Origin of the sequence: Nocardia sp. NPDC050718 (assembly GCF_040654235.1) — a bacterium.
Taxonomy (GTDB): domain Bacteria; phylum Actinomycetota; class Actinomycetes; order Mycobacteriales; family Mycobacteriaceae; genus Nocardia.
On the sequence record NZ_JBFAHQ010000002.1, the window covers coordinates 359,770 to 384,329 of the forward strand.

24 protein-coding genes and 1 pseudogene are annotated in these 24,560 nt (G+C 70.5%); 13 read left to right on the forward strand and 12 right to left on the reverse strand.

The annotated features are described in order from the left end of the window. Nucleotides 1-387 precede the first annotated feature (387 nt). The 3 genes from AB0H54_RS11135 to AB0H54_RS11145 are packed head-to-tail and all read left to right on the forward strand — an operon-like array spanning nucleotide 388 to nucleotide 2,464. Nucleotides 388-759 carry a DUF952 domain-containing protein gene (locus AB0H54_RS11135; RefSeq protein ID WP_357344734.1) on the forward strand — a complete coding sequence of 124 codons (372 nt, stop codon included), beginning with the start codon at nucleotides 388-390 and terminating at the stop codon, nucleotides 757-759. Nucleotides 760-797: 38 nt separating this feature from the next. After that, nucleotides 798-1,280 (forward strand): TrkA C-terminal domain-containing protein, encoded by a 483-nt coding sequence (locus AB0H54_RS11140; RefSeq protein ID WP_355277544.1) that lies wholly within the window; start codon nucleotides 798-800, stop codon nucleotides 1,278-1,280. A 5-nt stretch (nucleotides 1,281-1,285) separates the two neighbouring features. Next, nucleotides 1,286-2,464: a cation:proton antiporter gene (locus AB0H54_RS11145; protein ID WP_357344736.1), complete on the forward strand. Its 1,179-nt coding sequence runs from the start codon at nucleotides 1,286-1,288 to the stop codon at nucleotides 2,462-2,464. Here AB0H54_RS11145 and AB0H54_RS11150 read toward each other — a convergent pair whose 3' ends face one another. From AB0H54_RS11150 to ppgK, 3 genes and pseudogenes are all read right to left on the reverse strand, one after another. After that, the gene (locus AB0H54_RS11150; RefSeq protein WP_355277538.1) at nucleotides 2,465-3,355 is read right to left on the reverse strand and encodes an MHYT domain-containing protein; all 891 of its coding nucleotides are present in this window, start codon (nucleotides 3,353-3,355) and stop codon (nucleotides 2,465-2,467) included. 245 nt (nucleotides 3,356-3,600) lie between these two features. Next, nucleotides 3,601-5,016 (reverse strand): annotated as a pseudogene (locus tag AB0H54_RS11155) (RNA polymerase sigma factor); the annotation flags it as partial. A 194-nt stretch (nucleotides 5,017-5,210) separates the two neighbouring features. Beyond that, a complete protein-coding gene (gene ppgK / locus AB0H54_RS11160) occupies nucleotides 5,211-5,969 on the reverse strand; it encodes a polyphosphate--glucose phosphotransferase (RefSeq protein WP_355277537.1) in 759 nt (252 codons plus the stop codon). 95 nt (nucleotides 5,970-6,064) lie between these two features. On the opposite strand from ppgK, the gene AB0H54_RS11165 reads away from it, so the two are divergent. Further along, nucleotides 6,065-6,961 (forward strand): inositol monophosphatase family protein, encoded by an 897-nt coding sequence (locus tag AB0H54_RS11165; protein WP_357344739.1) that lies wholly within the window; start codon nucleotides 6,065-6,067, stop codon nucleotides 6,959-6,961. A 45-nt stretch (nucleotides 6,962-7,006) separates the two neighbouring features. Here the strand turns inward: AB0H54_RS11165 and cei are convergent, their stop codons facing one another. Further along, a complete protein-coding gene (cei, locus tag AB0H54_RS11170) occupies nucleotides 7,007-7,690 on the reverse strand; it encodes an envelope integrity protein Cei (RefSeq protein ID WP_355277532.1) in 684 nt (227 codons plus the stop codon). 374 nt (nucleotides 7,691-8,064) lie between these two features. Here cei and AB0H54_RS11175 point away from each other — a divergent pair, with 374 nt between their 5' ends. Continuing rightward, nucleotides 8,065-8,367, forward strand: coding sequence for a DUF4193 domain-containing protein (locus AB0H54_RS11175; protein WP_218716942.1), 303 nt, complete (start codon nucleotides 8,065-8,067; stop codon nucleotides 8,365-8,367). Nucleotides 8,368-8,383: 16 nt separating this feature from the next. On the opposite strand, the gene AB0H54_RS11180 is transcribed toward AB0H54_RS11175, so the two are convergent. Then, nucleotides 8,384-8,920 (reverse strand): DUF3093 domain-containing protein, encoded by a 537-nt coding sequence (locus AB0H54_RS11180; RefSeq protein WP_357344741.1) that lies wholly within the window; start codon nucleotides 8,918-8,920, stop codon nucleotides 8,384-8,386. A 72-nt stretch (nucleotides 8,921-8,992) separates the two neighbouring features. Between AB0H54_RS11180 and dut the strand changes: the two genes are divergently transcribed. Continuing rightward, a complete protein-coding gene (gene dut, locus AB0H54_RS11185; RefSeq protein ID WP_218716944.1) occupies nucleotides 8,993-9,463 on the forward strand; it encodes a dUTP diphosphatase in 471 nt (156 codons plus the stop codon). After that, entirely contained in the window at nucleotides 9,463-10,374 is a 912-nt protein-coding gene (locus AB0H54_RS11190; RefSeq protein WP_355277527.1) for a DUF3710 domain-containing protein, read from the forward strand. Before dut ends, AB0H54_RS11190 begins: the two co-directional genes overlap by 1 nt. A gap of 105 nt (nucleotides 10,375-10,479) precedes the next feature. On the opposite strand, the gene AB0H54_RS11195 is transcribed toward AB0H54_RS11190, so the two are convergent. After that, nucleotides 10,480-11,232: an alpha/beta hydrolase gene (locus AB0H54_RS11195; protein WP_357344744.1), complete on the reverse strand. Its 753-nt coding sequence runs from the start codon at nucleotides 11,230-11,232 to the stop codon at nucleotides 10,480-10,482. 74 nt (nucleotides 11,233-11,306) lie between these two features. Here AB0H54_RS11195 and AB0H54_RS11200 point away from each other — a divergent pair, with 74 nt between their 5' ends. The 3 genes from AB0H54_RS11200 (at nucleotide 11,307) to AB0H54_RS11210 (ending at nucleotide 13,205) form a co-directional block, all read left to right on the forward strand. Next, a complete protein-coding gene (locus AB0H54_RS11200) occupies nucleotides 11,307-11,714 on the forward strand; it encodes an OB-fold nucleic acid binding domain-containing protein (protein ID WP_019047972.1) in 408 nt (135 codons plus the stop codon). A gap of 3 nt (nucleotides 11,715-11,717) precedes the next feature. Further along, nucleotides 11,718-12,455, forward strand: coding sequence for a DUF3159 domain-containing protein (locus AB0H54_RS11205; protein ID WP_357344746.1), 738 nt, complete (start codon nucleotides 11,718-11,720; stop codon nucleotides 12,453-12,455). 129 nt (nucleotides 12,456-12,584) lie between these two features. Beyond that, the gene (locus tag AB0H54_RS11210; protein WP_355277519.1) at nucleotides 12,585-13,205 is read left to right on the forward strand and encodes a sigma-70 family RNA polymerase sigma factor; all 621 of its coding nucleotides are present in this window, start codon (nucleotides 12,585-12,587) and stop codon (nucleotides 13,203-13,205) included. 41 nt (nucleotides 13,206-13,246) lie between these two features. On the opposite strand, the gene AB0H54_RS11215 is transcribed toward AB0H54_RS11210, so the two are convergent. After that, a complete protein-coding gene (locus AB0H54_RS11215) occupies nucleotides 13,247-13,918 on the reverse strand; it encodes a TrkA family potassium uptake protein (RefSeq protein ID WP_357344748.1) in 672 nt (223 codons plus the stop codon). Between the two features lie 5 nt (nucleotides 13,919-13,923). Then, nucleotides 13,924-14,589: a TrkA family potassium uptake protein gene (locus AB0H54_RS11220; RefSeq protein WP_357344749.1), complete on the reverse strand. Its 666-nt coding sequence runs from the start codon at nucleotides 14,587-14,589 to the stop codon at nucleotides 13,924-13,926. 172 nt (nucleotides 14,590-14,761) lie between these two features. Between AB0H54_RS11220 and AB0H54_RS11225 the strand changes: the two genes are divergently transcribed. Then, the gene (locus tag AB0H54_RS11225; protein ID WP_357344751.1) at nucleotides 14,762-16,759 is read left to right on the forward strand and encodes an APC family permease; all 1,998 of its coding nucleotides are present in this window, start codon (nucleotides 14,762-14,764) and stop codon (nucleotides 16,757-16,759) included. Next, on the forward strand, nucleotides 16,756-18,123 hold the full coding sequence (locus AB0H54_RS11230) for a TRAM domain-containing protein (RefSeq protein ID WP_357344753.1): 1,368 nt from the start codon (nucleotides 16,756-16,758) through the stop codon (nucleotides 18,121-18,123). Before AB0H54_RS11225 ends, AB0H54_RS11230 begins: the two co-directional genes overlap by 4 nt. Nucleotides 18,124-18,205: 82 nt before the next feature. On the opposite strand, the gene AB0H54_RS11235 is transcribed toward AB0H54_RS11230, so the two are convergent. Together AB0H54_RS11235 and glsA are read right to left on the reverse strand one after the other, a co-directional pair. Then, on the reverse strand, nucleotides 18,206-18,877 hold the full coding sequence (locus tag AB0H54_RS11235) for an SIMPL domain-containing protein (RefSeq protein WP_357344754.1): 672 nt from the start codon (nucleotides 18,875-18,877) through the stop codon (nucleotides 18,206-18,208). A 67-nt stretch (nucleotides 18,878-18,944) separates the two neighbouring features. After that, nucleotides 18,945-20,753 carry a glutaminase A gene (glsA, locus tag AB0H54_RS11240; RefSeq protein WP_357345713.1) on the reverse strand — a complete coding sequence of 603 codons (1,809 nt, stop codon included), beginning with the start codon at nucleotides 20,751-20,753 and terminating at the stop codon, nucleotides 18,945-18,947. Nucleotides 20,754-21,057: 304 nt separating this feature from the next. Here glsA and dxs point away from each other — a divergent pair, with 304 nt between their 5' ends. After that, nucleotides 21,058-22,956: a 1-deoxy-D-xylulose-5-phosphate synthase gene (dxs, locus tag AB0H54_RS11245; RefSeq protein ID WP_357344755.1), complete on the forward strand. Its 1,899-nt coding sequence runs from the start codon at nucleotides 21,058-21,060 to the stop codon at nucleotides 22,954-22,956. A gap of 54 nt (nucleotides 22,957-23,010) precedes the next feature. Here the strand turns inward: dxs and AB0H54_RS11250 are convergent, their stop codons facing one another. Both AB0H54_RS11250 and AB0H54_RS11255 read right to left on the reverse strand, forming a co-directional pair. After that, nucleotides 23,011-23,844, reverse strand: a complete 834-nt coding sequence (locus AB0H54_RS11250) for a class I SAM-dependent methyltransferase (RefSeq protein WP_357344757.1) — start codon at nucleotides 23,842-23,844, stop codon at nucleotides 23,011-23,013. A gap of 77 nt (nucleotides 23,845-23,921) precedes the next feature. After that, a complete protein-coding gene (locus tag AB0H54_RS11255) occupies nucleotides 23,922-24,440 on the reverse strand; it encodes a hypothetical protein (protein WP_357344759.1) in 519 nt (172 codons plus the stop codon). Nucleotides 24,441-24,560: the final 120 nt, after the last annotated feature.

Consider the following 24,560-nt stretch of genomic DNA (forward strand, 5'->3'; position numbering starts at 1 on the left):
TCCCGGCGCTGCGTGGCCGTTCGCCTAGGTGTGGGCCCCGTGGTCACTCCACGTGGCTCGCGTCCGCTACTTCCCAGCAGTGGTACGACTACTCTCTCAGACGTTCGGGGTTCAGGCTTTGTTCCCGGAAGTGAATCTTTGTGTTTTCGATAACACGACCTGCGGTTTCGCTGAAAGCGAACACATGCTGGTCATGCTTCCGAGCCCACGCCGACCACTCGCGGTGCCGTCGCTGCCACCTCCCACTCGCTCCCTGCCACTCATCGATATGTCGCTCGCTGCGGTGTTGCTCGTTACTACCGGGCGTGACCGCGTATCGAGGGAGTTCCGATGATCCTGTGGCAGGGTCTTGGACGTCCGATCCTGTTGTCTACCCGGAGATTACCCGTGACGTCCGACACCCACACGCTTGTTCACCTGTGTTCTTCCCAAGAATGGGCCGACGCCCGACGGGTAGGTGAACGCAGGCCGCCCTCGCTGTCGGAGAGCGGATTCGTGCATCTGTCCACGCCGGCGCAGGTCCACCTGCCCGCCAACCGGCTCTTCGCCGGACGCACCGACCTGGTGGTGCTCTGGCTCGACCCGTCCCGGTTCACCGGCGAGGTGCGCTGGGAGCCGGGGGTGCCGACCGATCCGGCCTCGATGCTGTTCCCGCACCTGTACGCGCCGCTGCCCGTCGCCGCCGTGCTCGAGGCCGTCGCGTACCTGCCCGGCCCGGACGGACACTTCGATACGCCCCGGCGCGGCACAGTGGCGTAGGCCACATCCGCGGTGGCGGCGCGACTACTGTGGAAGGTGTGAACGTCGACGTCACAGCGCTACCGGGAATCGGAGTGCGCAAGGATTTCGAGGTCAAGTCGGGTCGTCGGGTCGGCGTGGTCGCCCACCGCGACGGCGACATCGACCTGATCGTGTCCAAACACGACGACCCGGACGCGATCGCGGCCCAGGTGCCGCTGTCCACCGACGAGGCGTCGGTGCTGGCGAACCTGCTCGGCGCGCCGCAGCTGGTCGCCAAACTCAACGACGACCATCGCGATCTGCCGGGCATCACCACCCGCCAGCTCGCGATCCTCGACGAATCACCGTACGCGGGACGCACACTCGGTGAGACCGCCATGCGCACCCGCACCAAGACCTCGATCGTCGCGGTGATGCGCGCCGGTCAGCTGCACCCGTCGCCGGGGCCCGACTTCACCTTCACCGAGGGTGACCTGCTCGTGGTCGTCGGCACTCCGGACGGCCTCGACGCGGCCGCGAAGATCCTCGCGCACGGCTGACCGCCGTGACCTCGCAGGCCCTGGCTCTGCTCGAGCTCGGTGTGATCTTGTTCGCGCTGGGCATCTGCGGGCGGGTGGCGGCCCGGTTCGGCATGTCGCCGATCCCGCTGTATCTGCTGGGCGGTCTGGCCTTCGGGCGCGGCGGCTATCTACAGCTGGAGGCGGCCACCGAGTTCGGGCATCTGGCGAGCGAGATCGGCGTCGTGCTGCTGCTGTTGCTGCTCGGGCTCGAGTACACCGCCCCTGAACTGATGACCGGCCTGCGGCGCTCCTGGGCCGCGGGCGTGGTGGATCTGGTGGCCAACGCGCTGCCCGGCGCCGCGGTGGCGCTGATCCTCGGCTGGGGTGCGACCGGAGCCGTCGTGCTCGGCGGCGTCACCTACATCTCGTCGTCGGGGATCGTGGCCAAGGTACTCGACGACCTCGGCCGGCTCGGTAACCGCGAGACCCCGGTGGTGTTGTCGATCCTGGTGCTCGAGGACCTGGCGATGGCGGTATACCTGCCGATCCTGACCATGATGCTGGCCGGGCTGAGCCTGCTGAGCGGGCTGGTGTCGCTGGCCGTCGCGCTGGCCACCATCTCGGTGGTGCTGGTGGTGGCGCTGCGGTTCGGCCGGGTGGTCTCGGCCGTGCTCGACAGCGCCGACCGCGAGGTGTTCCTGCTGCAACTGCTCGGTGCCGCGCTGCTGGTGGCGGGCGCGGCCTCGGCGCTGAACGTCTCGGCCGCGGTCGGCGCGTTCCTGCTCGGCATCGCGATCTCCGGGTCCACCGCGCACGAGGCGGCGAAGCTGCTCGAGCCGCTGCGCGATCTGTTCGCCGCGATCTTCTTCGTCGCCTTCGGGCTGTCCATCGATCCGGCCGCGATCCCGCCGGTGTTCGGCTGGGCGGTGGTGCTGGCGGTGGTCACCGCGGGCACCAAGATGGCGGTCGGCTGGTGGGCGGCGAGCAGGCAGGGGATCCGCCGGATGGGCCGGGCCAGGGCGGGCGCCGCGCTGGTGGCGCGCGGTGAGTTCTCCATCGTCATCGCCGGGCTGGCGGTCACCTCCGGCAAGGTCGATCCCCGGCTGGCCGCGCTCGCCTCCGGCTACGTACTGCTGATGGCGATCCTCGGGCCGGTCGCGGCCAGGGTCGTCGAGCCGGTCGTCGAATTCACCCGGCGCCGTGCGGGTCTGGCGCCGAGCTGATCAGTCCACCACCCGGCGCGGCCAGGCGCCGACGCCGTCGTAGACCAGCTCCTCGGTGTGGTGTTCCACGTAGGGATGCGGCGGCATCGGTGCCACCGGCGCGACGTCCCGCTGCGGGCGCGACCGGGGCCCGCGCCGGGAGGTCAGCCACATCCGCGGCAGCGCCTCCTCGTTCTCGATCTCGGTGAGGCTCACGCTGATCAGCACCAGCATGGTGACGATGCTGCTCACCCCGATCAGTGGGGCCAGCAGGTCCATCGCGCCCGAGCCCGCGGGCGGTGCAGCGTGGTGATCGGAGTGGGCGTGCATGGCGGCCATGCCGGTGTAGTGCATACCGCAGACCGCGACGCCCATGATGATGGCCGCGCCGACCGTCGCCAGAAAACCCTTGACGCGCAAGGTGAACCAGAGCGCCACGATCGAGGCGACCACCGCGATCACCATCGACAGCGCGACGATCTTCGCGTCGTAGCTGACCGTCGCCGTCGACTTCATCGCGTACATGCCGGTGTAGTGCATGGTGCCGACGCCGAGCCCGGTGATCGTCCCGCCCGCCAGCAGCGAGCGCAGCGTGGGCTGGGGCTTGTTGACCATGAACAGCCCGATCCCGACGACGACCATCGCGGTGAGCGCGCTGAACAGCGTCAGCGGAATGTCGAAGCGGATCTCCGCGCCGCGGATCGAGAAGCCGAGCATCGCGATGAAATGCATGACCCAGATGCCGGTTCCGCCGATCGCGATCGCGGCGCCGACCAGCCAGCTGACCCGCCCCTCCACCGCGTTGCGGCCGCGGGCCGCGCACTGCAGGCCGAGCAGACATCCGGTGACGGACATGAAATACGCGAGAACGGGAGTGATCCACCCGTAGCTGAAGTGATAAATGTCGAGCACGCCGCGAAAACCCTCAATGCCAAGTACCGCGAACCGGCGGCGGTAGAACGAAAAACTGGATGTGACGATACGGCGAAGATCGCGAATCCGTGTCGTTCACAGCGCAATCCGGCACTGTGGGTTTGGTCACGAAAAGGTTACCGAGTCCGGTTTATTGGGAATACCGACCGATCGGAATGTGCATTCGGAAACAAAAAAGCCCGTGCCCATCCGAAGATGGACACGGGCCTCCGTGTCGAAACGCGCTAGTCGAGGTAGTCGCGCAGCACCTGCGACCGGCTCGGATGGCGCAGCTTGCTCATCGTCTTCGACTCGATCTGACGGATGCGCTCGCGCGTCACGCCGTAGACCTGGCCGATCTCGTCGAGGGTGCGCGGCTGGCCGTCGGTGAGGCCGAAGCGCAACCGCACCACGCCCGCCTCACGCTCGGACAGCGTCTCCAGCACCGACTGCAGCTGATCCTGCAGCAGGGTGAAGCTCACCGCGTCTACCGCGACGACGGCCTCGGAGTCCTCGATGAAGTCGCCGAGCTGGCTGTCGCCCTCGTCGCCGATGGTCTGGTCCAGCGAGATCGGCTCACGCGCGTACTGCTGGATCTCCAGCACCTTCTCCGGCGTGATGTCCATTTCCTTGGCCAGCTCCTCCGGGGTGGGCTCACGGCCCAGGTCCTGGAGCAGCTCGCGCTGGATGCGGCCGAGCTTGTTGATGACCTCGACCATGTGCACCGGGATACGGATGGTGCGGGCCTGGTCGGCCATGGCACGGGTGATGGCCTGGCGGATCCACCACGTCGCGTAGGTCGAGAACTTGTAACCCTTGGTGTAGTCGAACTTTTCGACCGCGCGGATCAGGCCGAGGTTGCCCTCCTGGATCAGGTCCAGGAACGCCATGCCGCGACCGGTGTAGCGCTTGGCCAGCGAGACCACCAGGCGGAGGTTGGCCTCGAGCAGGTGGTTCTTGGCCCGGTTGCCGTCGCGCACGATCCAGTTGAAATCGCGGCGGGTGGTCACCGACAGCTTCTCGCCCGCCTCGGCGAACTCGCGCATCTTCTCCGCGGCGAACAGGCCGGCCTCGATCCGCTTGGCGAGTTCGACCTCCTCCTCCGCGTTCAGCAGCGCGACCTTGCCGATCTGCTTGAGGTAGGCGCGCACCGAGTCGGCGGACGCGGTGAGCTCGGCGTCCTTGCGCGCCTGACGCAGCGCCTCGGACTCCTCCTCGTCCCACACGAAATCGCCGGAGGCCTTGTCCTTCTCGGACGGCTCCTCGGTCTCGGCTTCCTCGGTGGTGTCCTCGGCCACCTCTTCGACCAGGGCGTCACCGTCGGTGAGCTCGTCCTCGGAGACCTCCAGGTCGCCGAGATCGTCGAGCTCGATCGACTCGTCGTCGAGCTGTTCCTCGCCACCCTCGGCCGCCGTCGCCTTCTTGGCGGCGGCCTTCTTGGCGGGCGCCTTCTTGGCGGCAGCCTTCTTGGCCGGAGCCTTCTTGGCGACGGCCTTCTTCGCCGGGGCCTTCTTGGCAGCGGCCTTCTTGGCCGGAGCCTTCTTGGCCGGGGTGGTGGCGTCGGCGTCGGCGTCGGCCGAGTCGGCGGTCTGACGGGTATTCGTGGCTACCACGTACGCCCTTTCGTGACGGTCTCGTGCGGCGTCACGCCAGAGTGGTTTTCCGGCGGAGCGGTCGGTCGGGTTGCACCGGCGGTGCGTCGGTCGGGTGGAGCCGGTCTGTGCACCGGTCCGCGCGACCGGCCGCGGCCGGAAGGTTTCACCGGCTCACCGCCGGACGTGTTCCATTGTAACGATCCAACCAGGGTACTCATGGCACGATGCCACCCAGGCGTTGCGCCGACCTCCGCGCCGGGCTACGGCGCGATGCCCTTGTCGATGGCCATGGCCGCGCCGACGATACCCGCGGTGTTCTTCAACACGGCCGGGATCACCGGAGTTCGGTTGGTGAGCAACGGTATCCACTGCTCGTGGTCGCGGCTGATGCCGCCACCGGCCACGATGACCTTCGGCCAGAACAGGTCCTCGAGGTGCCGCAACACGGTGCTCACCCGCTCGGCCCACTGCGGGTAGCTGAGCTCCTCGCGGTCCTTGACCGACGCCGCGGCCAGGTGCTCGGCCTCGTCGCCGGCGACCACCAGGTGGCCCAGCTCGGAGTTGGGCACCAGGGTGCCGTCGTAGAGCAGCGCCGAGCCGATCCCGGTGCCGAAGGTGAGCAGCAGCGTCAGCCCGTCGAGCTCGCCGGCGGCGCCGTAGCTGTCCTCGGCCAGCCCGGCCGCGTCGGCGTCGTTGAGCACGGTCACCGCGCGCCCGCCCAGCGCCTTCGAGAACAGCTCGCGCGCGTCGGTGCCGATCCACGCGTGGTCGATGTTGGCGGCGGTCCTGGCGTGGCCGTCGAGCACCACGCAGGGCAGGGTGATCCCGACCGGGCCGTCCCAGTCCGCCAGCGCGACCAGTTCGGCCACCGCGGCCGCGACGGCGTCCGGCGTGGCCGGCTGTGGCGTGGCGATCTTGAGGCGCTCGTGGGTCAGCGTGCCGGTCGCCAGGTCGACCACGGCGCCCTTCACCCCGCTACCGCCGATATCGATGCCGAATGCGTGCCCCCGAGCGGACATGGATCAACCCCTTGCTGACGCGCCGATGTGCCTGACAAAGAGTAGCGGTAGTCACCCTGCGCGCGAGGCGTCGCCACATGTGATCCGATGGAGCCGTGCCCGAACCCATCGTGTCCGAGACCGTCCTCGCCCCGACCGCCGCCGACCACGAGGAGTTGCGGCTGCTGGCCGTCGAACTCGCCGAGGCGGCGGCCGCGCACGTGCGTGCCCGCAGACCCGAAGTGTTCGCCGCCGGTGGCCCCGTGGCGGGCGCCGTGGCGACCAAGGGTCACATCACCGATCCGGTCACCGTCGTCGACACCGAATCCGAGCAGCTGATCCGCGCGCTGCTGGCCGAGCGCAGGCCCGCCGACGCGATCCTGGGCGAGGAGGGCGGCGGCGATGTCGGCGCCACGGCGCCGGGGGCGATCACCTGGGTCGTCGACCCGATCGACGGCACCGTGAACTTCCTCTACGGCCTGCCCGGCTACGCGGTCTCGGTGGCCGCGGTGCGCGACGGTGAACCGGTCGCGGGCGCGGTCGTCGACGTGGCCGCGGCGACCACCTACAGCGCCGCGCGCGGGGCCGGCTCCTACGCCGTGCGCGCCGACGGCACCCGCGTGAAACTGGCGTGCGCGCAGGAGGATTCGCTGACGGTGGCGCTCGTCGGCACCGGCTTCGCCTACGGCAGGCAGCGGCGCGCGGCGCAGGCGCGTTTCCTCACCGAGGTGCTTCCGGAGATCCGCGACATCCGCAGGCTCGGTGCCGCCGCCATGGACCTGTGCCACGTCGCGTCCGGCGAACTCGACGCCTACTACGAGCACGGGCTCAACGCCTGGGACTGGGCCGCGGGCGCGCTGATCGCCGCCGAGGCCGGTGCCGTGGTGCACGTCCCCGACGTCACCGTCGGTGGCGCCGCGGGGGAGCTGACGATCGTGTCCGCGCCGGGCGTGGCGACCGAGCTGACCGCCCTGCTCACCCGGGTCGGCGCGACGACCGCCCTGCCCGACTGACGCGCACGCGCCGCGGGCCTGCGGACCCGCGGCGCGTGGCTCGGCTCAGCACTTGACGGTGCGGGCGGCGTCCAGGAGTTCGGGATCGATGGAGGACGAGCTGGCGCCGGGCGCGAGGTTCTTCAGCGACCGCAGCACCTCCTCGGCGTCGGCGCCGGGGCGCAGCGATTCGCCGAAGGCCAGGCCGAGCACCAGGTCGACGGTGTCGTCGGTGCGCGGATCCTCGATCAGCTCGGCGCAGGGCGCGACCAGCTGCACGGACGCGGCGGCGGGCCGCCCGTTGACGCCGTAGCGGATCTGACCGGTGCAATTGAGGTCGCCGCTGACGTAGACCGGATCGTTACCGACCTGTGTCCCCGGCGCGCCCGCGAACCCGAGGTCGCCCAGCGCGGCCGCGATGTGACCCGCCTGGCCGCTCTTGCCGTTGGCGTTGAAGACCCGCACCTTCGACTCCGAGAGGGCCGCGGGATCGACGTCGTCGAGCCGGGACGGATTCATCCGGGTGCCCAGCGCGGCGGGCTGGGCCGCGTTGGTGGCGGTCGGCGTGCTCGGTGCGTTGCAGGCCATCGGCTCGTTGCTGTCGTCATGGGTCCGAAACGCCGTGATCCAGACGAACAGGCTCACCAGAGCCAGCACGAGGACGAGCGCGAGCCAGAGCTCGGGCCGCCGTCGCGGGAAGGGTTTGCCGTCGCGATCGGTCGCGCTGCCTTCGGTGATCAGTGAAACCACGCGCTCACTCTACGAGTCCGGTGGCGATGCGCGAGTGCGGGAGGTCTCGGCGAGTTTCCCACCAGGTGAAGATTCGTCGTCGGTTTCGACTCGGCCGGGTTTTGATTGCGACATTTGTCCGTAGGTCCGCTATTGTCTGGCCGCCCAGATCGAATAATCACCGGTGAAACGGTGGTCGGTCGCGGGAACAACAAGGGCATGTCCTGCGTTAACCGAACGCTGTCGGAGTCATCGATCCTCGATCGACGCTGATAGGCGGCCGGTGTACGTGTGAGGTGCACCACCGGCGGGGCGGTACGAACGCCGGACCCCAGTGGGGTACGGCCATCGAACCGATCCGGGATATACGGAGTAAGGACTGAGGGGAAGACGACATGGCAACCGACTATGACGCACCGCGGCGCACCGAATCCGACGAAGTGTCGGAGGATTCGCTCGAGGAGCTGAAGGCCCGCCGCAACGAGGCGCAGTCCGCCGTCGTGGACATCGACGAGTCCGATACGGCGGAATCGTTCGAGCTTCCCGGCGCGGACCTGTCCGACGAGGTACTCAGCGTTCGGGTGGTCCCGAAGCAGGCCGACGAGTTCACCTGTTCGAGCTGCTTCCTCGTGCACCACCGCAGCCGACTGGCCAGCGAGAAGGGCGGCCAGCTGATCTGCATGGACTGCGCCGCCTGACGCGACGCGAGACGGGTCAGCCCGCGCTCGGGAGCCCGAGCGCGGCCAAGACCCGGTCCGGCCTGCGCGTACTGATCAACCAGTACGGCGTCGGGTCGTCCGGGTCGTCCAGAACGAGCAGCGCCATCGGGCCGATCCAGGCCCGATGCTGCACATACGCGGCGGGGTCGAGCTGTCGGCCCAGCGCCGCACTCTTGGCCGTCGGTGCGACGGCCGCGGCGCGCGCGACGAAGCTCACCGGCAGGTGGGCGCGGTCGACGCGCAGTTCCGCCGTACCGTCGGGCGCGACGGTGACCTCGAGGCGATGCCGCGACATCCACAGCAGGATCCAGACCGGGATCGGCGCCAGCGCGACGTAGGGCAGCCAGGCCCGCAGGCCCGGCGCGCCCATGTGGATCTCGGCGGCCAGCAGGCCCGCGATGGCGAACCCGATCGGCCACCACCACAGCGGCACCCAGAGGCGTTCGCGATAGGGCGAGGCACCGTGTCCCGAGGACGCGGAGCGCTCGGTGTCGGCGGTATCGGTGGTCGGCGAATGGGGCTGGTCGGGCACCCCTCAACACTAGGTCACCGCACCAGGGCGGCGACGAGAAGGTCCGGGGCCGACCGCGTAGGCTCGACCGATGTGAACGCACTTGCACCGATTCCGCTGCGGCGGCTCGATCCCGGCATCCCCGTGCCGACGCGTGCCCATCCGGGTGACGCGGGCGTCGATCTCTGTACCACCGAGGACGTGATCATCGAACCGGGCGAGCGGGTGCTGGTCGGCACCGGGATCGCGATCGCGCTGCCGGTCGGCACGGTCGGGTTGATCCATCCCCGGTCCGGGCTGGCCGCGAAGGCGGGATTGTCCGTGGTCAACACCCCCGGCACGGTGGACGCGGGCTATCGCGGCGAGATCAAGGTGTGCCTGATCAACCACGATCCCCGCACGGCGATCGAGCTACGGCGCGGCGATCGCATCGCGCAGTTGCTGGTGCAGCGGGTCGAGCTGGTCGACTTCGCCGAGGTCGACGATCTCGACGAGACCGCGCGCGGCACCGGCGGATACGGGTCGAGCGGCGGGCATGCCAGCCTGGCCGGCGAGGAGGCGTAATGGGTCTGTTCGGGAAGAAGAAGCGCGCGCCCCGCGAGGACGCGGCCTACGACGACGCGGAGTACGCGGACGCCGACGACTACACCGATGCCGACGGCTTCGACGAGTTCGAGGACGAGTACGACACCGACGAGTTCCAGCGCCCCGACTTCGCGCACCTGGACTTCGACGACGCCCCGACCGACGAGCGCATCTACGGCAACTTCGACCACGAGCCGGATGCCGCCGCAGGCCCGTACGACATCAGCGAGGTGTCCGACGAGATGGTCGCGCGCCGCCTCGATCTGGGGTCGGTGGTCATTCCCGTCCCGGCGGGCGGGCAGCTGCAGGTGGAGATGAGCCCCGACGGCACCCCGCAGGCGGTGCACCTGGCCACCGAGCACGGCAGGCTCACCGTCGCCGCCTACGCGGCGCCGAAGTCGGCCGGGCAGTGGCGCACGGTCGCCGCCGATCTGGCCGAGTCGCTGCGCGGTGACGGCGCGAGCGTCGCCGTGGAGAAGGGGCCGTGGGGCCGCGAGGTCAAGGCCATCACCGAGGGCGCCGACCTGCGGTTCATCGGTGTCGACGGACCGCGCTGGATGATCCGCCTGGTCGCCGCCGGTCCGTCCGGCGCGGTCGACGAGCGCAGCCCGCTGATCACCGCCGCCCGTGCCGTCCTGGCCGATGCCGTGGTGCGGCGCGGTGACGAGCCGCTGCCGGTGCGCGATCCGCTCCCGGTGGTGCTGCCGCAGGAACTGGCCGAACAGCTGGCCGCCGCCCATCAGCAGCAGGTGCTCGCCCAGCAGCAGGCGCTGGCCGCCCAGGCCGCCGCTGCCCAGGCCGCGCCGGCCTCGGCGCTGCCGCCGAAGATGCCCGACGAGCCGCGCCGCGGTGCCGACGGGTCGGCCATGCAGCAGCTCGGCCTGAACTAGCGGCCGGCCCGCCTCTCCGTGACTTCTGCCGGTCGAGGGGAGGTAGTCGGCTGCCGACCGGGCCGGCGGTCCGGGGTGGGTGGCGTGCTGGGCGTGCCCGGCGAGTTACCCGTGTGCTCGCGAAATCAGTTGTCCCGCAGAGTGGGCGCCGAATCGGCCGATCGCGTCCAGTTCGGCGAAGCCCGCGTGTCCGAGTACCGATGGATCGGCACCGAGCTCGTCCAGGGTCACTCGACGCAGCCGCGCCTGTGGCAGCGTCGCGGCCCACTGTTCGGCCACGGCGATCGGGTGGATCGGGTCGTCGCTCGCGCCGACCACGGCGACCGGCACGCGGGTGTCCGCAAGCCGTTCGAGTGTCGGCCAGGCGTAGGCGGCCGCCTCGTCGAGCGCGCGCGGCAGGTGCGGCCACTGGCCGCGCCAGGACTGGGTGAGCGCGTCGGCCAGCCAGGCCGGGCTGGAGGCGCGCATCCGCTCGATCACCGCGTCCAGTCCGTCGGCGCGCAGTTGCTCGGCGGTAACCGACGCGCTGAGCGCGGCCGGGCAGGCGGCGGTTTCGGCACCCGTCCAGGCGGGTAATGCCGTGATGACACCGACCACCGCGGTCGGCTGCCCGGCTGCCCAGTCGAGCGCGATCGCGGCGCCGAGGGAGATCCCTGCGGCCAGGACGGGGCCGCGGGCCGCGGCGGCATCCAAAGCCGCGGTACAGCTCGCGATCACGGCCTGGGGGTCCGGTTCGACGGCCTGGAACGCCAGTCCGTGCGCGGCCGCTGCCGGTCCGAACGCACGGGCGGCGAAATCGGCGTCGGAACCGGTTCCGGGCAGGGCGACCACGGTGACCTGGGATGGGGAGCGCAACACGGACCGAGCGTAGCGGCCGATCGTTTGCCCATCTACAGTGGCGGTGTACGGCCAACTAGCGGGAGAAGCGTGCCATGTCGTCATCCACGGGCGGACACAAGTCGGGATCGGGTCCGGACTCGGGATATTTTCGTCGACTCGGTCGCCGTTTGACCGCGGATATCGACCAGCTCGACGCCGAGGAACTGGCGGAGACGGCCGATGCCTCCGGTGCCCGGCGCGCGGTGGATTGTTGTCGCGGTGAGGAAGCCACCATCCTGGGCCGACTCCGCAGCGTCGAGGCGTGTCCCAAGGCCGCGGGCGCGACCGTGCAGGCCGAGTTCTTCGACGGCACCGACGCGATCACCCTGGTCTGGATCGGCCGCAGGCGGATCCCCGGTATCGAGCCGGGCAGGCGGATCCTGGTCCGTGGTCGCGTCGGCGACCGCGACGGCCGCAAGGTGATCTTCAACCCCTACTACGAATTGCGCGGGAACAGCTGACGTATGCCCTCCAGCGACGAGTACCGCATCGAGGCGGACCCCGAGCCCACCGTGGCGCTGCCGGTGGCGACCGATGAGCCGGTCGACCCCGCGGTGGACGCCGAGGTCGAGCAGGCCGAACAGACGCTGCTCGAGCAGCTCGGCGGCATCAGCGGCCTGATCTACTCCACCCTGCCCGTGCTGGTGTTCGTCCCGGTGAACACCTTCGCCGGACTCACCGCGGCCATCTGGGCCGCCCTCGGCGTCGCCGCGGGCGTGCTGGGGTGGCGGCTGTACAAGCGCAGCCCCGTGCAGCCCGCGATCTCGGGCTTCCTCGGCGTCGGCGTGTGCGCGTTCATCGCCTACCGGATGGGCGAGGCCAAGGGATTCTTCCTGTTCGGCATCTACACCAGCCTCGTGTACGGCGGGGTGTTCGCGCTGTCGATCCTGTTCCGCCGGCCGCTGGTCGGGGTGATCTGGGGCGCGCTCAACGGGCACGGCACCGGCTGGCGGGCCGATCGGCGCATCCGCAGGCTCTACGACCTGGCCACCGTCGTGTGGGTGGTCGTCTTCGGCGCCCGCTACCTGGTGCAGTCCCAGCTCTACGACACCGACCACACCACCTGGCTGGCCGTGGCCAGGATCGGCATGGGCTGGCCGCTGACCGCGGTGGCCCTGGTGGTCACCGTCTGGGCGGTGCGCCGGGCCGGCCACCTGCCGATCGAGAAATCCGGCGCCGGAACGGATTCCGCCCGCGCCTGAGGCGTGACCGGCCCCACTTTCGGAGGTGGGGAAGTACCCACCCTGGGGTGCCTGGTAGCACCGTCGAGTTCGTCGCACGATCAATGCGTACCGAAAAACGCAGTGATCGTGAAAGGACCGGCGACAATGATGGCTACCGAGCATCGCCCCGACGTCTCGAAGAAGTCGAACGCCTCCGTGCTGTCGGAGAGCAAGCGCATCGGAGCCGAGCTGGACGCGCTGATCGGCCCCGCCGCGGCCGGTGATCGCGATGCCGTCGCCGAGATCGTGCGCCTGGTGCACCCGCTGGTCCGGCGCTACTGCTCGGCCCGGATGGGCGCGACCGGGCATCTCACCGTCACCGCCGACGACGTCACCCAGGAAGTGCTGATGGCCACCGTGACGGCCATCCCGCGCTACCGCGATCAGGGCAAGTCGTTCCTGGCCTTCGTCTACGGGATCGCCGCCAACAAGGTCTCCGACGCGTTCCGCCGCGCCAAGCACACCGCCTACCCGATGGCCGAACTGCCCGACGCCGCGTGCGGCGCCGCCGGCCCGGAGGAGTGGGCGCTGGCGCTGGAGCGTCGCGCGGCCACCCGTGACCTCATGCAGGTGCTCGCGCCCAACCACCGCGAGGTGCTGGTGATGCGGATCGTGCTCGGCTGGAGCGCGGCCCAGACCGCCGAGGCCATCGGCACCAGCCCCGGCGTCGTGCGGGTGATGCAGCACCGCGCGCTCAACAAGCTGCGCGCGGAGCTGAAGGTCGCCTGAACCGGCCACGCCGCCCGCGCGTCGTGAACCGTATCGGGGAGTTACGGTTTGATGCCGTGGGTGGCCAGGGCGAGGCGCAGGTCCTCTTCGGCCTCCACCGAGGTGACGAACAACAGCTCGTCGTCGCCTTCGAACGGGTCGTCGGGCTGGGGCACGATCACGCGGCCGCCGCGCAGGATGGTCACCAGCGCGGTGTCGCGCGGCATGACCAGGCTGCGCACCGGCTTGCCCGCGAGCTGGGTGTCGGTGGGCAGGGTGATCTCGACCAGGTTGGCCTGGCCCTGCCGCAGCGTCATCAGCCGCACCAGATCACCGACCGACACGGCTTCCTCGACGAGTGAGGCGAGCAGGCGCGGCGTCGACACCGCCACGTCGACGCCCCACGACTCGTTGAACAGCCATTCGTTGCGCGGATCGTTCACCCGCGCGACCACCCGGCGCACGCCGAACTCGGTCTTGGCGAGCAGGCTGTGCACCAGATTCGCCTTGTCGTCGCCGGTGGCGGCGATGACCACCTCGTAGGTCTCGAGTCCCGCGTTCTCCAGCAGCGACAGCTCACAGGCGTCGGCGTGCACCCACACGGCGTCGGGGATGGCGGGCGGGTCGATGTGGTCGAGCTGTCGCTCCAGCAGCATCACCCGATGCCCGCCGCGTAGCAGTTCCCTGGCGATCGAGCGCCCGACGGCACCCGCCCCGGCGATGGCCACCTTCATGTTTTTCAGTCCTCGCTCGTGGGAGCCTTGGCGGCCATGGCGACCGCCTCACCGACACTGCCGGAGGTCGCCGCGACGTAGACCACGTCGTCGGCCTGGACGATGGTCTTGGACTCGGGCAGCAGACCCTGGCCGAAGCGCAGGACGAACGCCACCCGCACCCCGAGCTCGCGCTCCAGATCGCGCACCGTGCGGCCGGACCAGTCCTCGTGCAGGGTGAGCTGGGTGACCGCCACCGCGCCCGTGGGGTCGCGCCAGGTGGTGGTCGAGTTGTCACCGATGAGCGTGCGCAGGAACCGGTCGGTGGTCCACGGGACCGTCGCGATCGTCGGGATACCGAGCCGCTCGTAGACCTCGGCGCGCTTGGCGTCGTAGATCCGGGCGACGACCCGCTCGACGCCGAACATCTCCCTGGCCACCCGGGCCGAGATGATGTTGGAGTTGTCACCCGAGGACACCGCGGCGAAGGCGTCGGCGCGTTCGATTCCCGCGCGGGTCAGGACGTCCCGGTCGAAACCGACACCGATCACTTCCTGCCCGGTGAAGCCCTCGCCCAGCCGGCGGAACGCGCTGGGATCGCGGTCGATCACCGTGACCTCGTGTCCCACCCGGACCAGAGCGCGCGCCAGCGACGAGCCGACCCGTCCGCACCCCATGATCACTACGTACACCGTGCACCCTCGTTCCTGGCCAACCCGTGGCATCCGGCTTGGACCGTACCCGCCGGAGGCTCCCATCGCCCATTTTCCCCCGGGCGACGCGGTACAAACAATCACGACACCGCGCTCGTGCGCCGCCGACGTGCGCGCGAAGGCGGCCGCGTTCTCCTCTATGCTCAGCCCGGTGTCCAAGTTGACGACGGCAGCCAAGCGATTGCTGCTCGGCAGGCCGTTCCGCAGCGATTCGCTCGGCCACACGCTGTTGCCCAAACGTATCGCTCTGCCGGTGTTCGCCTCCGACGCCATGTCGTCGGTGGCCTACGCGCCGGAGGAGATCTTCCTGGTGCTCTCCGCCGCGGGAATCTCGGCCTACATGTACGCCCCCTGGGTCGGTGTCGCCGTCGCGTTCGTGATGGCCGTGGTGGTCGCCAGCTACCGGCAGAACGTGCACGCCTACCCCTCCGGCGGTGGCGACTACGAGGTCGCGACGAAGAACCTGGGCCCCAACGCCGGACTGACCGTCGGTAGCGCGCTGCTGGTCGACTACGTGCTCACGGTGGCGGTGTCGATCTCCTCGGCGGCCTCCAACATCGGCTCGGCGATCCCGTTCGTCGCGACGCACAAGGTGCTGTTCGCGGTGGTGGCGATCGCGATCCTCACCGCGATCAATCTGCGCGGTATCCGCGAATCGGGCACCGCGTTCGCGATCCCGACCTACGCCTTCATCGTCGGCATGTTCGTCATGCTGGGCTGGGGCATGTTCCGGATCTTCGTGCTGGGCGACGACATCCAGGCCGAATCGGCCGGGTTCGGGCTCAACGCCGAGGACGAGCACCTCTACGGGCTGGCCTTCGCCTTCCTCATCGCCCGCGCCTTCTCCTCCGGCTGTGCCGCGCTGACCGGTGTCGAGGCGATCAGCAACGGCGTGCCCGCCTTCCGCAAGCCCAAGTCGCGCAATGCCGCGACCACGCTGCTGATGCTGGGCACCATCGCGATCGTGCTGCTGATGGGCATCATCATCCTGGCGCAGAAGATCGGCATCGTCTATGCCCACGACACCGCGAACCTGGTCGGGGCGCCCGCCGACTACCACCAGAAGACCCTGATCGCGCAGATCGCCGAGAGCGTCTTCCACGGCTTCCCGATCGGCTTCTTCTTCATCACCATCGTCACCGCGCTGATCCTGGTGCTGGCCGCCAACACCGCGTTCAACGGTTTCCCGGTGCTCGGCTCGATCCTCGCCCAGGACCGCTACCTGCCGCGTCAGCTGCACACCCGCGGCGACCGGCTGGCCTTCTCCAACGGCATCCTGTTCCTGTCCGGCGCCGCGATCGCGTTCGTCGTGCTGTTCGGCGCCGAGGTGACCAAGCTCATCCAGCTCTACATCGTCGGTGTGTTCGTCTCGTTCGTGCTGAGCCAGACCGGCATGCTGCGGCACTGGACCCGGCTGCTGCGCACCGAGACCGATCCGGCGCAGCGCTCGAAGATGAAGCGGTCCAGGGTGATCAACGCGGTCGGCCTCACCGCGACCGGCACCGTGCTGGTGATCGTGCTGATCACCAAGTTCTTCGCGGGCGCCTACATCGCGATCATCACGATGGTGGCGATCTTCATCGTGATGAAGCTCATCCGCAAGCACTACGACTCGGTCTCGCGCGAACTCGACGAATCCGATTGGGACGGCGTGCTGCCCAGCCGCACCCACTCCATCGTGCTGGTCTCCAAACTGCACCTGCCGACCCGGCGCGCGCTGGCCTACGCCCGCGCGACCCGCCCGGACACGCTCGAGGCGATCACGGTCAACGTCGACGACGCCGACACCCGCCGGCTGGTGCGTGAGTGGGAGAACAGCGAGATCAACGTCCCGCTGAAGGTGATCGAATCGCCGTACCGCGAGATCACCAAGCCCGTGCTGGACTATGTGAAGCGGGTCCGCAAGGACGCGCCGCGCGACGTGGTCACCGTGTTCATCCCCGAGTACGTCGTCGGGCACTGGTGGGAGCAGGTGCTGCACAACCAGTCCGCGCTGCGGCTCAAGGGCAGGCTGCTGTTCGAGCCGGGCGTGATGGTCACCAGTGTGCCGTGGCAGCTCAGTTCCTCCGCCCGCGCCAAGCAGGCCGCCGAGGGGAACGCGCCGGGGTCGGTGCGGCGCGGGTTCGAAGAGCCGGGTCGTCGCCGATGAGCGAGTGGCGCGGACAGGAATTCGAGATCCGGCTCGGGCCGCCGGGGCACGGCGGATTCTGTGTCGGCAGGCACGAGGGCCGCGTGGTGTTCGTGCGCCACGGCCTGCCGGGCGAGCTGGTGCGCGCGCGGGTCACCGAGGATCGGGGCGGGTCGTTCTGCCGGGCCGACGCGGTCGAGGTCATCGAGGCGTCGCCGGATCGGGTGCCCGCCACCTGCCCGGTGTCCGGGCCGGGCGGCGCGGGCTGCTGCGATTTCTCCTTCGCGACCCCCGCCGCGCAGCGCGCGCTCAAGGCCACCGTGGTGGCCGAGCAGCTGCGCAGGCTGGCCGGGGTGGACCGGGAGGTGACGGTCGAGCCGATCGCCGGGGATGCCGGCACGGACACCGGTGGCTGGCGCACGCGCGTGCGGCTGGTCGTCGACGGGGCGGGCCGGGCCGGGGTGCACCGGTTCCGCAGCACCGACGTGATCGCGGACCTGCGGTGCCCGCAGCCGGTGCCGGGCGCGCTCGACGGCATCGCCGACCGGCTCTGGACGCCGGGCTCGGACCTGGTCGTCGCCGTCGACGGCGACGGTGTGCGCCACATCGTGGAACTGGCCGCGGTGCCCGACACCGCGCAGCCCGGCGGCCGCCCGGCGACGCCACGCGGTGCGGGCCGCGGCCGTGGTCAGCGACCGACTCGTCGCCGGGAGTCCGGCGGCCCCGGCGGTGACGAGCGCGGCGCGGTCCGGGACCGGGCCGCCGCCCGCAAGTCGGCCACCAACGCGCCCCGCGAGGAGTGGGTGATGGCGGGCACCGGCCGGGCCGTGGAATACGTGGCGGGCCGGCGCTGGGAACTGTCGGCCACGGGCTTCTGGCAGGCGCATCGCGGTGCCGCGCAATGCTATTCGGACCTCGTCGCGGAGTGGTCGGGGCTGGCGCCCGGCGGCTCCGGCTGGGATCTCTACAGCGGAGTCGGGGTGTTCGCGGCGCGCCTGGCCGAGCAGACCGGGCAGACCGGTGCGGTCGCCGCCGTCGAATCGGCGCGCTCCGCCGTCGCCGACGGTGTCGCCGCCCTGCACGACCTGCCGTGGCTGGACCTGAGCGCCGACCGCGTCGAACGCTGGGTGCGCACCCGGGGCGACGGGGGCGGGCCCGATGTGGTGGTCCTCGATCCGCCGCGCGCGGGCGCGGGCAAGGAGATCGTGGCCGCGGTCACCGACGCCGATCCCCGCCGGATCGTCCACATCGGCTGCGACCCGGCGTCGTTCGCGCGCGACCTCGGCCTGTATCTCGACGCCGGGTACCACCTCGCCGATCTGCGTGCCTTCGATGCGTTCCCGGCCACCCACCACGTCGAATGCGTGGCGTTGCTCGACCGCTGAGGAGTCGGCGGGCCACCGCGGACAGTGGCTCCCCGCTGGACGCTCAGCGGACGCCGCCGGTCCCGCGGCCACCGAACCCGGATCAGTCCAGAGCCCAGGTGACCCGGACGGTCGCGCCGATCTCGGTCTCGCCGGGAACCACCGGCACCGGGGAGCTCGCGCGGGCCATGAGCATCGGCGCGCTGTCCATCTCGGCGCTGATGTCGTAAGCGCGGGGGAGCGGCACGGCCGTGTCCTCGGTGATCTGCACGACCGCGCCCAGGCTGACGCCCGCGCGGGCGGCGTACTGCTCGGCCTTGGTCTTCGCGTCGTCGAAGGCGGCGTCGCGGGCCTGGGCGAGCAGCGGCTCGGGATCGGCGATCCCCCGGGTCAGGCCACCCAGGCGGACATCGTCGCCGCCCGCGGTGACCGCGGCCGCCACCGTCTCGGCGGGCTCGGTGCCGGTGCCCTCCCGCAGGGCGATACTGAGCCCGGTGGTGGCCAGGTAGCCGGAGATCTCGCTGCGCCCCTGATCGGTGTAGACCGTCTCGGTGCGCACGCTCAGCCCGCTGGTGGCCATGTCGGCGTCGCTCACCCCGGCTGCGCGCAGGGCGGCGACGACGGCGCTCACCCGGTCGCCGGCGCGGCCGTAGGCGGCGGCGACGGTGTCGGCGCGCGACTCCACCGACAGCGTGACCCGGAGCAGATCCGGGACCGCGCGGACCGTGCCGCGCCCGACCATCGTGGTGCTCGCCTGCCAGGATTTCTTGCCCACCGCGGTACTCCTGTCGGTCGAAGGATGCTGTGCTGCCCAACGTCTCGCCGCGGGCCCGAGTTCCCCGTCAGTAGTTGCCCGCGTTGCCGGACAGGGTCCGCACCGCGGCTTCCATCTGCGCGTACGCGCCCGCGGCGAGGCGTTGCAGCAGGGCCAGTTTCAGCTGCGGGTGGTCGTGGGTGAGGTGATCGAAGACCTCCGGTCGCATCACCGCCACCCGCACCGGCGTCTCGGCGATGATCTCGTTGACGAACGGCTGCCCGAGCAGCATCGGGATCTCGCCGAACGACATCCCCGCCGACAGCGTCACCAGCCGGTGCACGCGCCCGTCGGTGCCGGGGAAGGTCATCCGCACCCGGCCCTCCAGGATCAGGAAGAGTCCGCAGCGCGGGTCGCCCCGATCGGCGATCACCTCGCCGCGCGCGATGGTCCGCGATTCGAAGTCCTTTCCCAGCCGGGTGCGATTGTCGGGGTCGAGGCCGACCAGCAGCGGGTGTTCGTCGAGCGGGATCGAGCGGCGCGGATCGGCGCCCGGCGGGCGGTGCCTGGTCAGGATGATGTCCTCGCACCACTCGGTCGCGGTGTCACGGTCGATGAACACCCGCCCCCGCGGATCCTCGGGGTCCAGGCTCGACGCCTCGTGCCCGAGCCGGGCCTCGGGATCGACCAGCGCGACCCGGCAGCCCCGGCGGACCAGTTCGTTCTGCAGCGCCGCGAGCATCTCGCGCGCGACCGCGCTCACCTCGCCGACCCGGCGCAGGTCGACGACCAGGGCGTCGAGGTCGCCGACCTTGCTCTCGATGGAGCGCACCGTGCGCTCGGCGCCCGCGAAGAGCAGGTCGCCGTGCAGTTCGTAGACCCGGGCGCGGTCGCCGTGGTCGGCCAGCACCGCGGCGTCGGCGGGGGAGCGGCGCAGCCGCGAGGGCACCTGCGCGACCGAGTAGTCGGCCCGGATGGCGGTGCGCGCGGCGCGGGTCACGTGACAGAAGTGCAGTTCGAGCCGCCGGGACAGCTCCCGGCAGGCCGCGACCCCGCGCACGCTGTTGCCCTGGGCGTCCAGGCGCGGGGAGTACACCGAGATCCCGAGCTGGCCGGGCAGCACGGCGATGATCCCGCCGCCGACGCCGCTCTTGGCGGGCAGGCCGACCGTGGTCACCCAGTCACCGGCCGCGTTGTACATGCCGCAGGTCGTCATCACGCTGAGCACCCGCTCGGTCAGCGCGGTCGACAGCGCCCGCTCCCTGGTCTTCGGATTCACCCCGTTGTCGGCCAGCGTCGCGGCCATCAGGGCCAGATCGGCGCAGGTGATCTCGATCGAGCACTGCCGGAAGTAGCGGTCGACCGCGTCGTCGGGGTCGACGTCGATGATGCCGACCGAGCGCAGCATGTAGCCGATCGCGCGGTTGCGGTAGCCGGTGCGCGCCTCGGACTCGTAGACGGCCTGATCCATCGTCAGCTCCCGCCCGGCGAAGCGGGAGTAGCAGCGGCGGACCCGCTCGAACTTGTCGGCGGCGTCCCGGCCGCTGATCAGCGAGGCCGCGGTGATCGCGCCGGAGTTGATCATCGGATTGCTCGGGCGCTGGGTGTCGGGCTCGAGGGCGATCTCGTTGAACGGCTCGCCCGACGGCTCGACGTCGATGTGCGCGGCCACCCCGTCCAGGCCGCGATCGGCCAGCGCGAGCGCGTAGGTGAACGGCTTGGAGATCGACTGGATGGTGAACCCGATGTCGGTGTCGCCGACCTGGTAGATCAGCCCGTCCGCGGTGGCCAGGCACAGCCCGAACGAGTCGGGCGCGACCGCGGCCAGTTCGGGAATGTAGTCGGCGGGCGCGCCGGAGGTGTCGTCCCGGCAGACCGCGTACACCTCGTCGAGCATGGCCGCCACCACGCCGGGGTCGATCGTGCGCGCAACACCGTCCGGTTCGGCCACAGCGCCACTCTAGGACGCCGCGTGGCAGGTCCCGTGGGGGCGCGCGGGGGAGATAGTCCTCACAGGCGATCGCGGCCCGTGGTGACGGCGTCAGGCGGCGGCGCGCCCTGTTCAGCGGCGTGCCGCGCCGACCGGCGCCCCGACTGTGATCCTCGGCGTGAGGCGCCCGGAAGGGGCCGCGAGCCGGGGCCGCTCGCGCGGCCAAATACACTGGGCGGATCACACAGTAGTCCGGAGGGAGCGAGTTCAGGTGGGAGTGCTGTCGCGGGTGGATTCACCCGAAGATCTGCGCCGGCTGAGCGTGCCGCAACTGCGGGATCTGGCGGACGAGATCCGCGAGTTCCTGGTGCAGAAGGTCGCCGCCACCGGAGGCCACCTCGGCCCCAACCTAGGCGTGGTCGAACTGACCATCGCGCTACACCGGATCTTCGACTCCCCGGCCGATCCGCTGATCTTCGACACCGGCCATCAGGCCTACGTGCACAAGATCCTCACCGGCCGCAAGGACCGGTTCGACTCGCTGCGCATGCGCGACGGCCTCTCGGGCTACCCGAGCCGCGCCGAGAGCGAACACGACTGGGTGGAGTCCTCGCACGCCTCGGCGGCGCTGTCCTACGCCGACGGTCTGGCCAAGGCCTTCGCGCTGAGCGAGCAGAACCGCACCGTCGTCGCCGTCGTCGGTGACGGCGCGCTCACCGGCGGCATGTGCTGGGAGGCGCTCAACAACATCGCGGGCGCGCCCGACCGCCCGGTGGTGGTCGTGGTCAACGACAACGGCCGCTCCTACGCGCCGACCATCGGCGGCCTCGCCGACCGGCTGACCGCGCTGCGCACCCAGCCCGCCTACGAGCACGCCCTCGACGCCGGGAAGCGTCTGCTCAAGAGCATTCCCGCGGTGGGGGATTCGGCGTACTCGATGGTCCACGCGCTCAAGGCGGGGATCAAGGACGCGGTGAGCCCGCAGGAGCTGTTCTCCGATCTGGGCATGAAGTACGTCGGCCCGGTCGACGGCCACGACCTGGTCGCGCTCGAGGCGGCCATGCGGCGCGCCAAGGACTTCGGCGGACCGGTCGTCGTGCACGTGGTCACCCGCAAGGGCAACGGCTACGAGCACGCCGAGAACCACGTCGCCGACCAGATGCACGCCTGCGATCCGATCGACCCGCTCACCGGCCGCCCGCTCGCGGGCAAGAAGGCCAAGGGCTGGACCGCGGTGTTCTCCGAGGAGCTCATCGACCATGCGTCGCGGCGCGAGGACATCGTCGCCATCACCGCGGCCATGCCCGGCCCCACCGGCCTGGCGCCCTTCGGCGAGCGCTTCCCGCACCGCATGTTCGACGTGGGCATCGCCGAGCAGCACGCGATGGCCTCGGCGGCGGGGCTGGCGCTGGGCGGTATGCACCCCGTCGTCGCGATCTACTCCACCTTCCTCAACCGCGCGTTCGATCAGCTGCTGATGGATGTCGCGCTGCTCGAGCAGCCGGTCACGGTGGTGCTGGACCGCGCGGGCATCACCGGCCCCGACGGCGCCAGCCACAACGGCATGTGGGACTTCTCCCTGCTCGGCATCATCCCCGGCATCCGGGTCGCCGCCCCGCGTGACGGCGCCACCCTGCGCGAGGAACTCGCCGAGGCGCTGGCGATCTCCGACGGCCCGACGGTGCTGCGGTTCCCGAAAGGCAGTGTCGCCGAGGACATCACCGCGGTGGAGCGTCTCGACGGTGTCGATGTGCTGCGGCTGGCGGTCCCGGCCGCGGGCTCGGCGCAGGCCCAGCACGGCGATGTCCTGCTCGTGGCGGTCGGCCCGTTCGCCGAGACGGCCATGCGGGTCGCCGAACTCCTGGAGCCGCAGGGCATCTCGGTCACCGTCGTCGACCCGCGCTGGGTCATCCCGGTGTCGGACACGCTGGTCAAGATGGCCGAGAACTACCGTCTCGTCGTCACCGTCGAGGACGGCGGCCTGCACGGTGGCATCGGGTCCACGCTCTCGGCCCGCCTGCGCGACGCCGGTCTCGACGTGCCGACCCGCGATCTCGGTGTGCCCCAGCAGTTCCTGGACCACGCCTCGCGCGGGGAGATCCTCGAGGAACTGGGACTGACCGCCGAGGCCATCGCCCAGCGCATCGGCGGCTGGCTGCAGTCGCGCTGACGCACAACTCCCGCATCCCGCGCGCCCGGTGATCTCACCGGGCGCGCGGCGCGTTCAGGGGCGCCGGGCGACGACGGCGAAGTTCAGCGGGATGCGCGGTGCCCCCGGCGGGAGCGTCCAGCCCCGCTCGTCGGCGACGAGTTCGTCGAACGGGCGCCAATCCATGTAGGGCAGTTCGTGCAGCGCCTCGATCCGCAGACCGGCGCCCAGCAGCGCGCCGACGACCTCGCCCAGGTCGTGCCGCCATTCGTGATTGGTGGTGTGGGTGATCGAGCCCGCGGAGTCCTCGGTATAGGTGCCCGCGTCGGAGTAGGTGCGGGTGCCGCCGCCGGCGAGGTAGTCGTCGTTGATCTCCCACGGCCCGAACTCCATCGCGCCCAGGATCGGGTGGTCGTCGCGAAGGACGAACACGCCTCCGGGAACGAGCAGGTCGTGGATGGAGCGGGCCCACGCGGTCAGCTCCGGCAGCCAGACGATGGTGCCCGCGCTGGTCACGATGGTGTCGAAGGTCCGGTCGAGCACCGAGGAGGCGTAGCGCGCGTCGCCCTCGACCCAGGTGATGTCGCGACCGTCGGCCGCGGCGATGCGCGCCGCGTGCCGCAGCGAGTTCGGCGACAGGTCGAGCCCGTGCACCTCGACCGCGCCCAGCCGGGCCCAGGACACCGTGTCGGTGCCGATGTGGCATTGCAGGTGCAGCAGCGAGCGCCCGACGATCCCGGTGCCGGGCAGATGGGGCGCCAGGACGGCGAGGTCGTTGCGCACCACCGACGAGATCGCGGCCGGATCGGCCAGGAAGGCGTCGACGTCGTACATCCGCGAGCGCGCGTGCACATCGGCCCGGTCGTTCCAGTTCGCGCGGTTGGCGGCGATGGCCTCGGCTTCGGACACGGCGGATCCTCTCGACGGTGACGGCGGACGAGGAGCCACGCTAACGCCGAGTGGTCGCCGGGTCGAGGGAATTTCGGTCAGTACGCGGGCCGGCGGTGGGCCAGCCAGCGACCGGTGCTCGGCAAGAAGGTCAGGACCAGCAGCGCGATATTGAACAGGAACCCGATCGCGTTGAGCACGCTCAGGTCGGAATCGAAGGACACGGTGAGCGAGGTGGAATCGTCGGTCCGTGCGTCCAGATGGTTGTACAGCGCAATCGAGGTGACGACCGACAGCACCAGCGTGCCGGTACCGCCCAGCCCGATCAGGACGCGCGAGACCTGCTTGCGCGCCAGCATCAGGATCCCGCCGATGAGCAGGACGAGCGAGCACAGCGCCGAAATCCCCAGCAGCACTTGGATCTTGCTCCAGAACCCGGTCGGGTCGAAGTCGGCGTCGGTGGTCAGGAACGGGATGGCCACCGCGCCGAACACGCCGCGCAGGCCGCCGAGGATGGCGAGGATGCCGGCGAAGATGGCGGTGACGGCGTTGGGTTCAGGTGGGCCCCCCTGGAATCGGGGCGGCTGATAGGGCTGCGGAAAGCGCGGGTCGGTCAAGGCCGTACTCCAAACCGTGTGGGGCGTAACCCCGTTCAATACCCACCGGTGACCGTGCGTACACATCGAACGGACGCGGTGCCGCGTCGCCGGCGCCACGCCGACAGCGGATCACGGTGC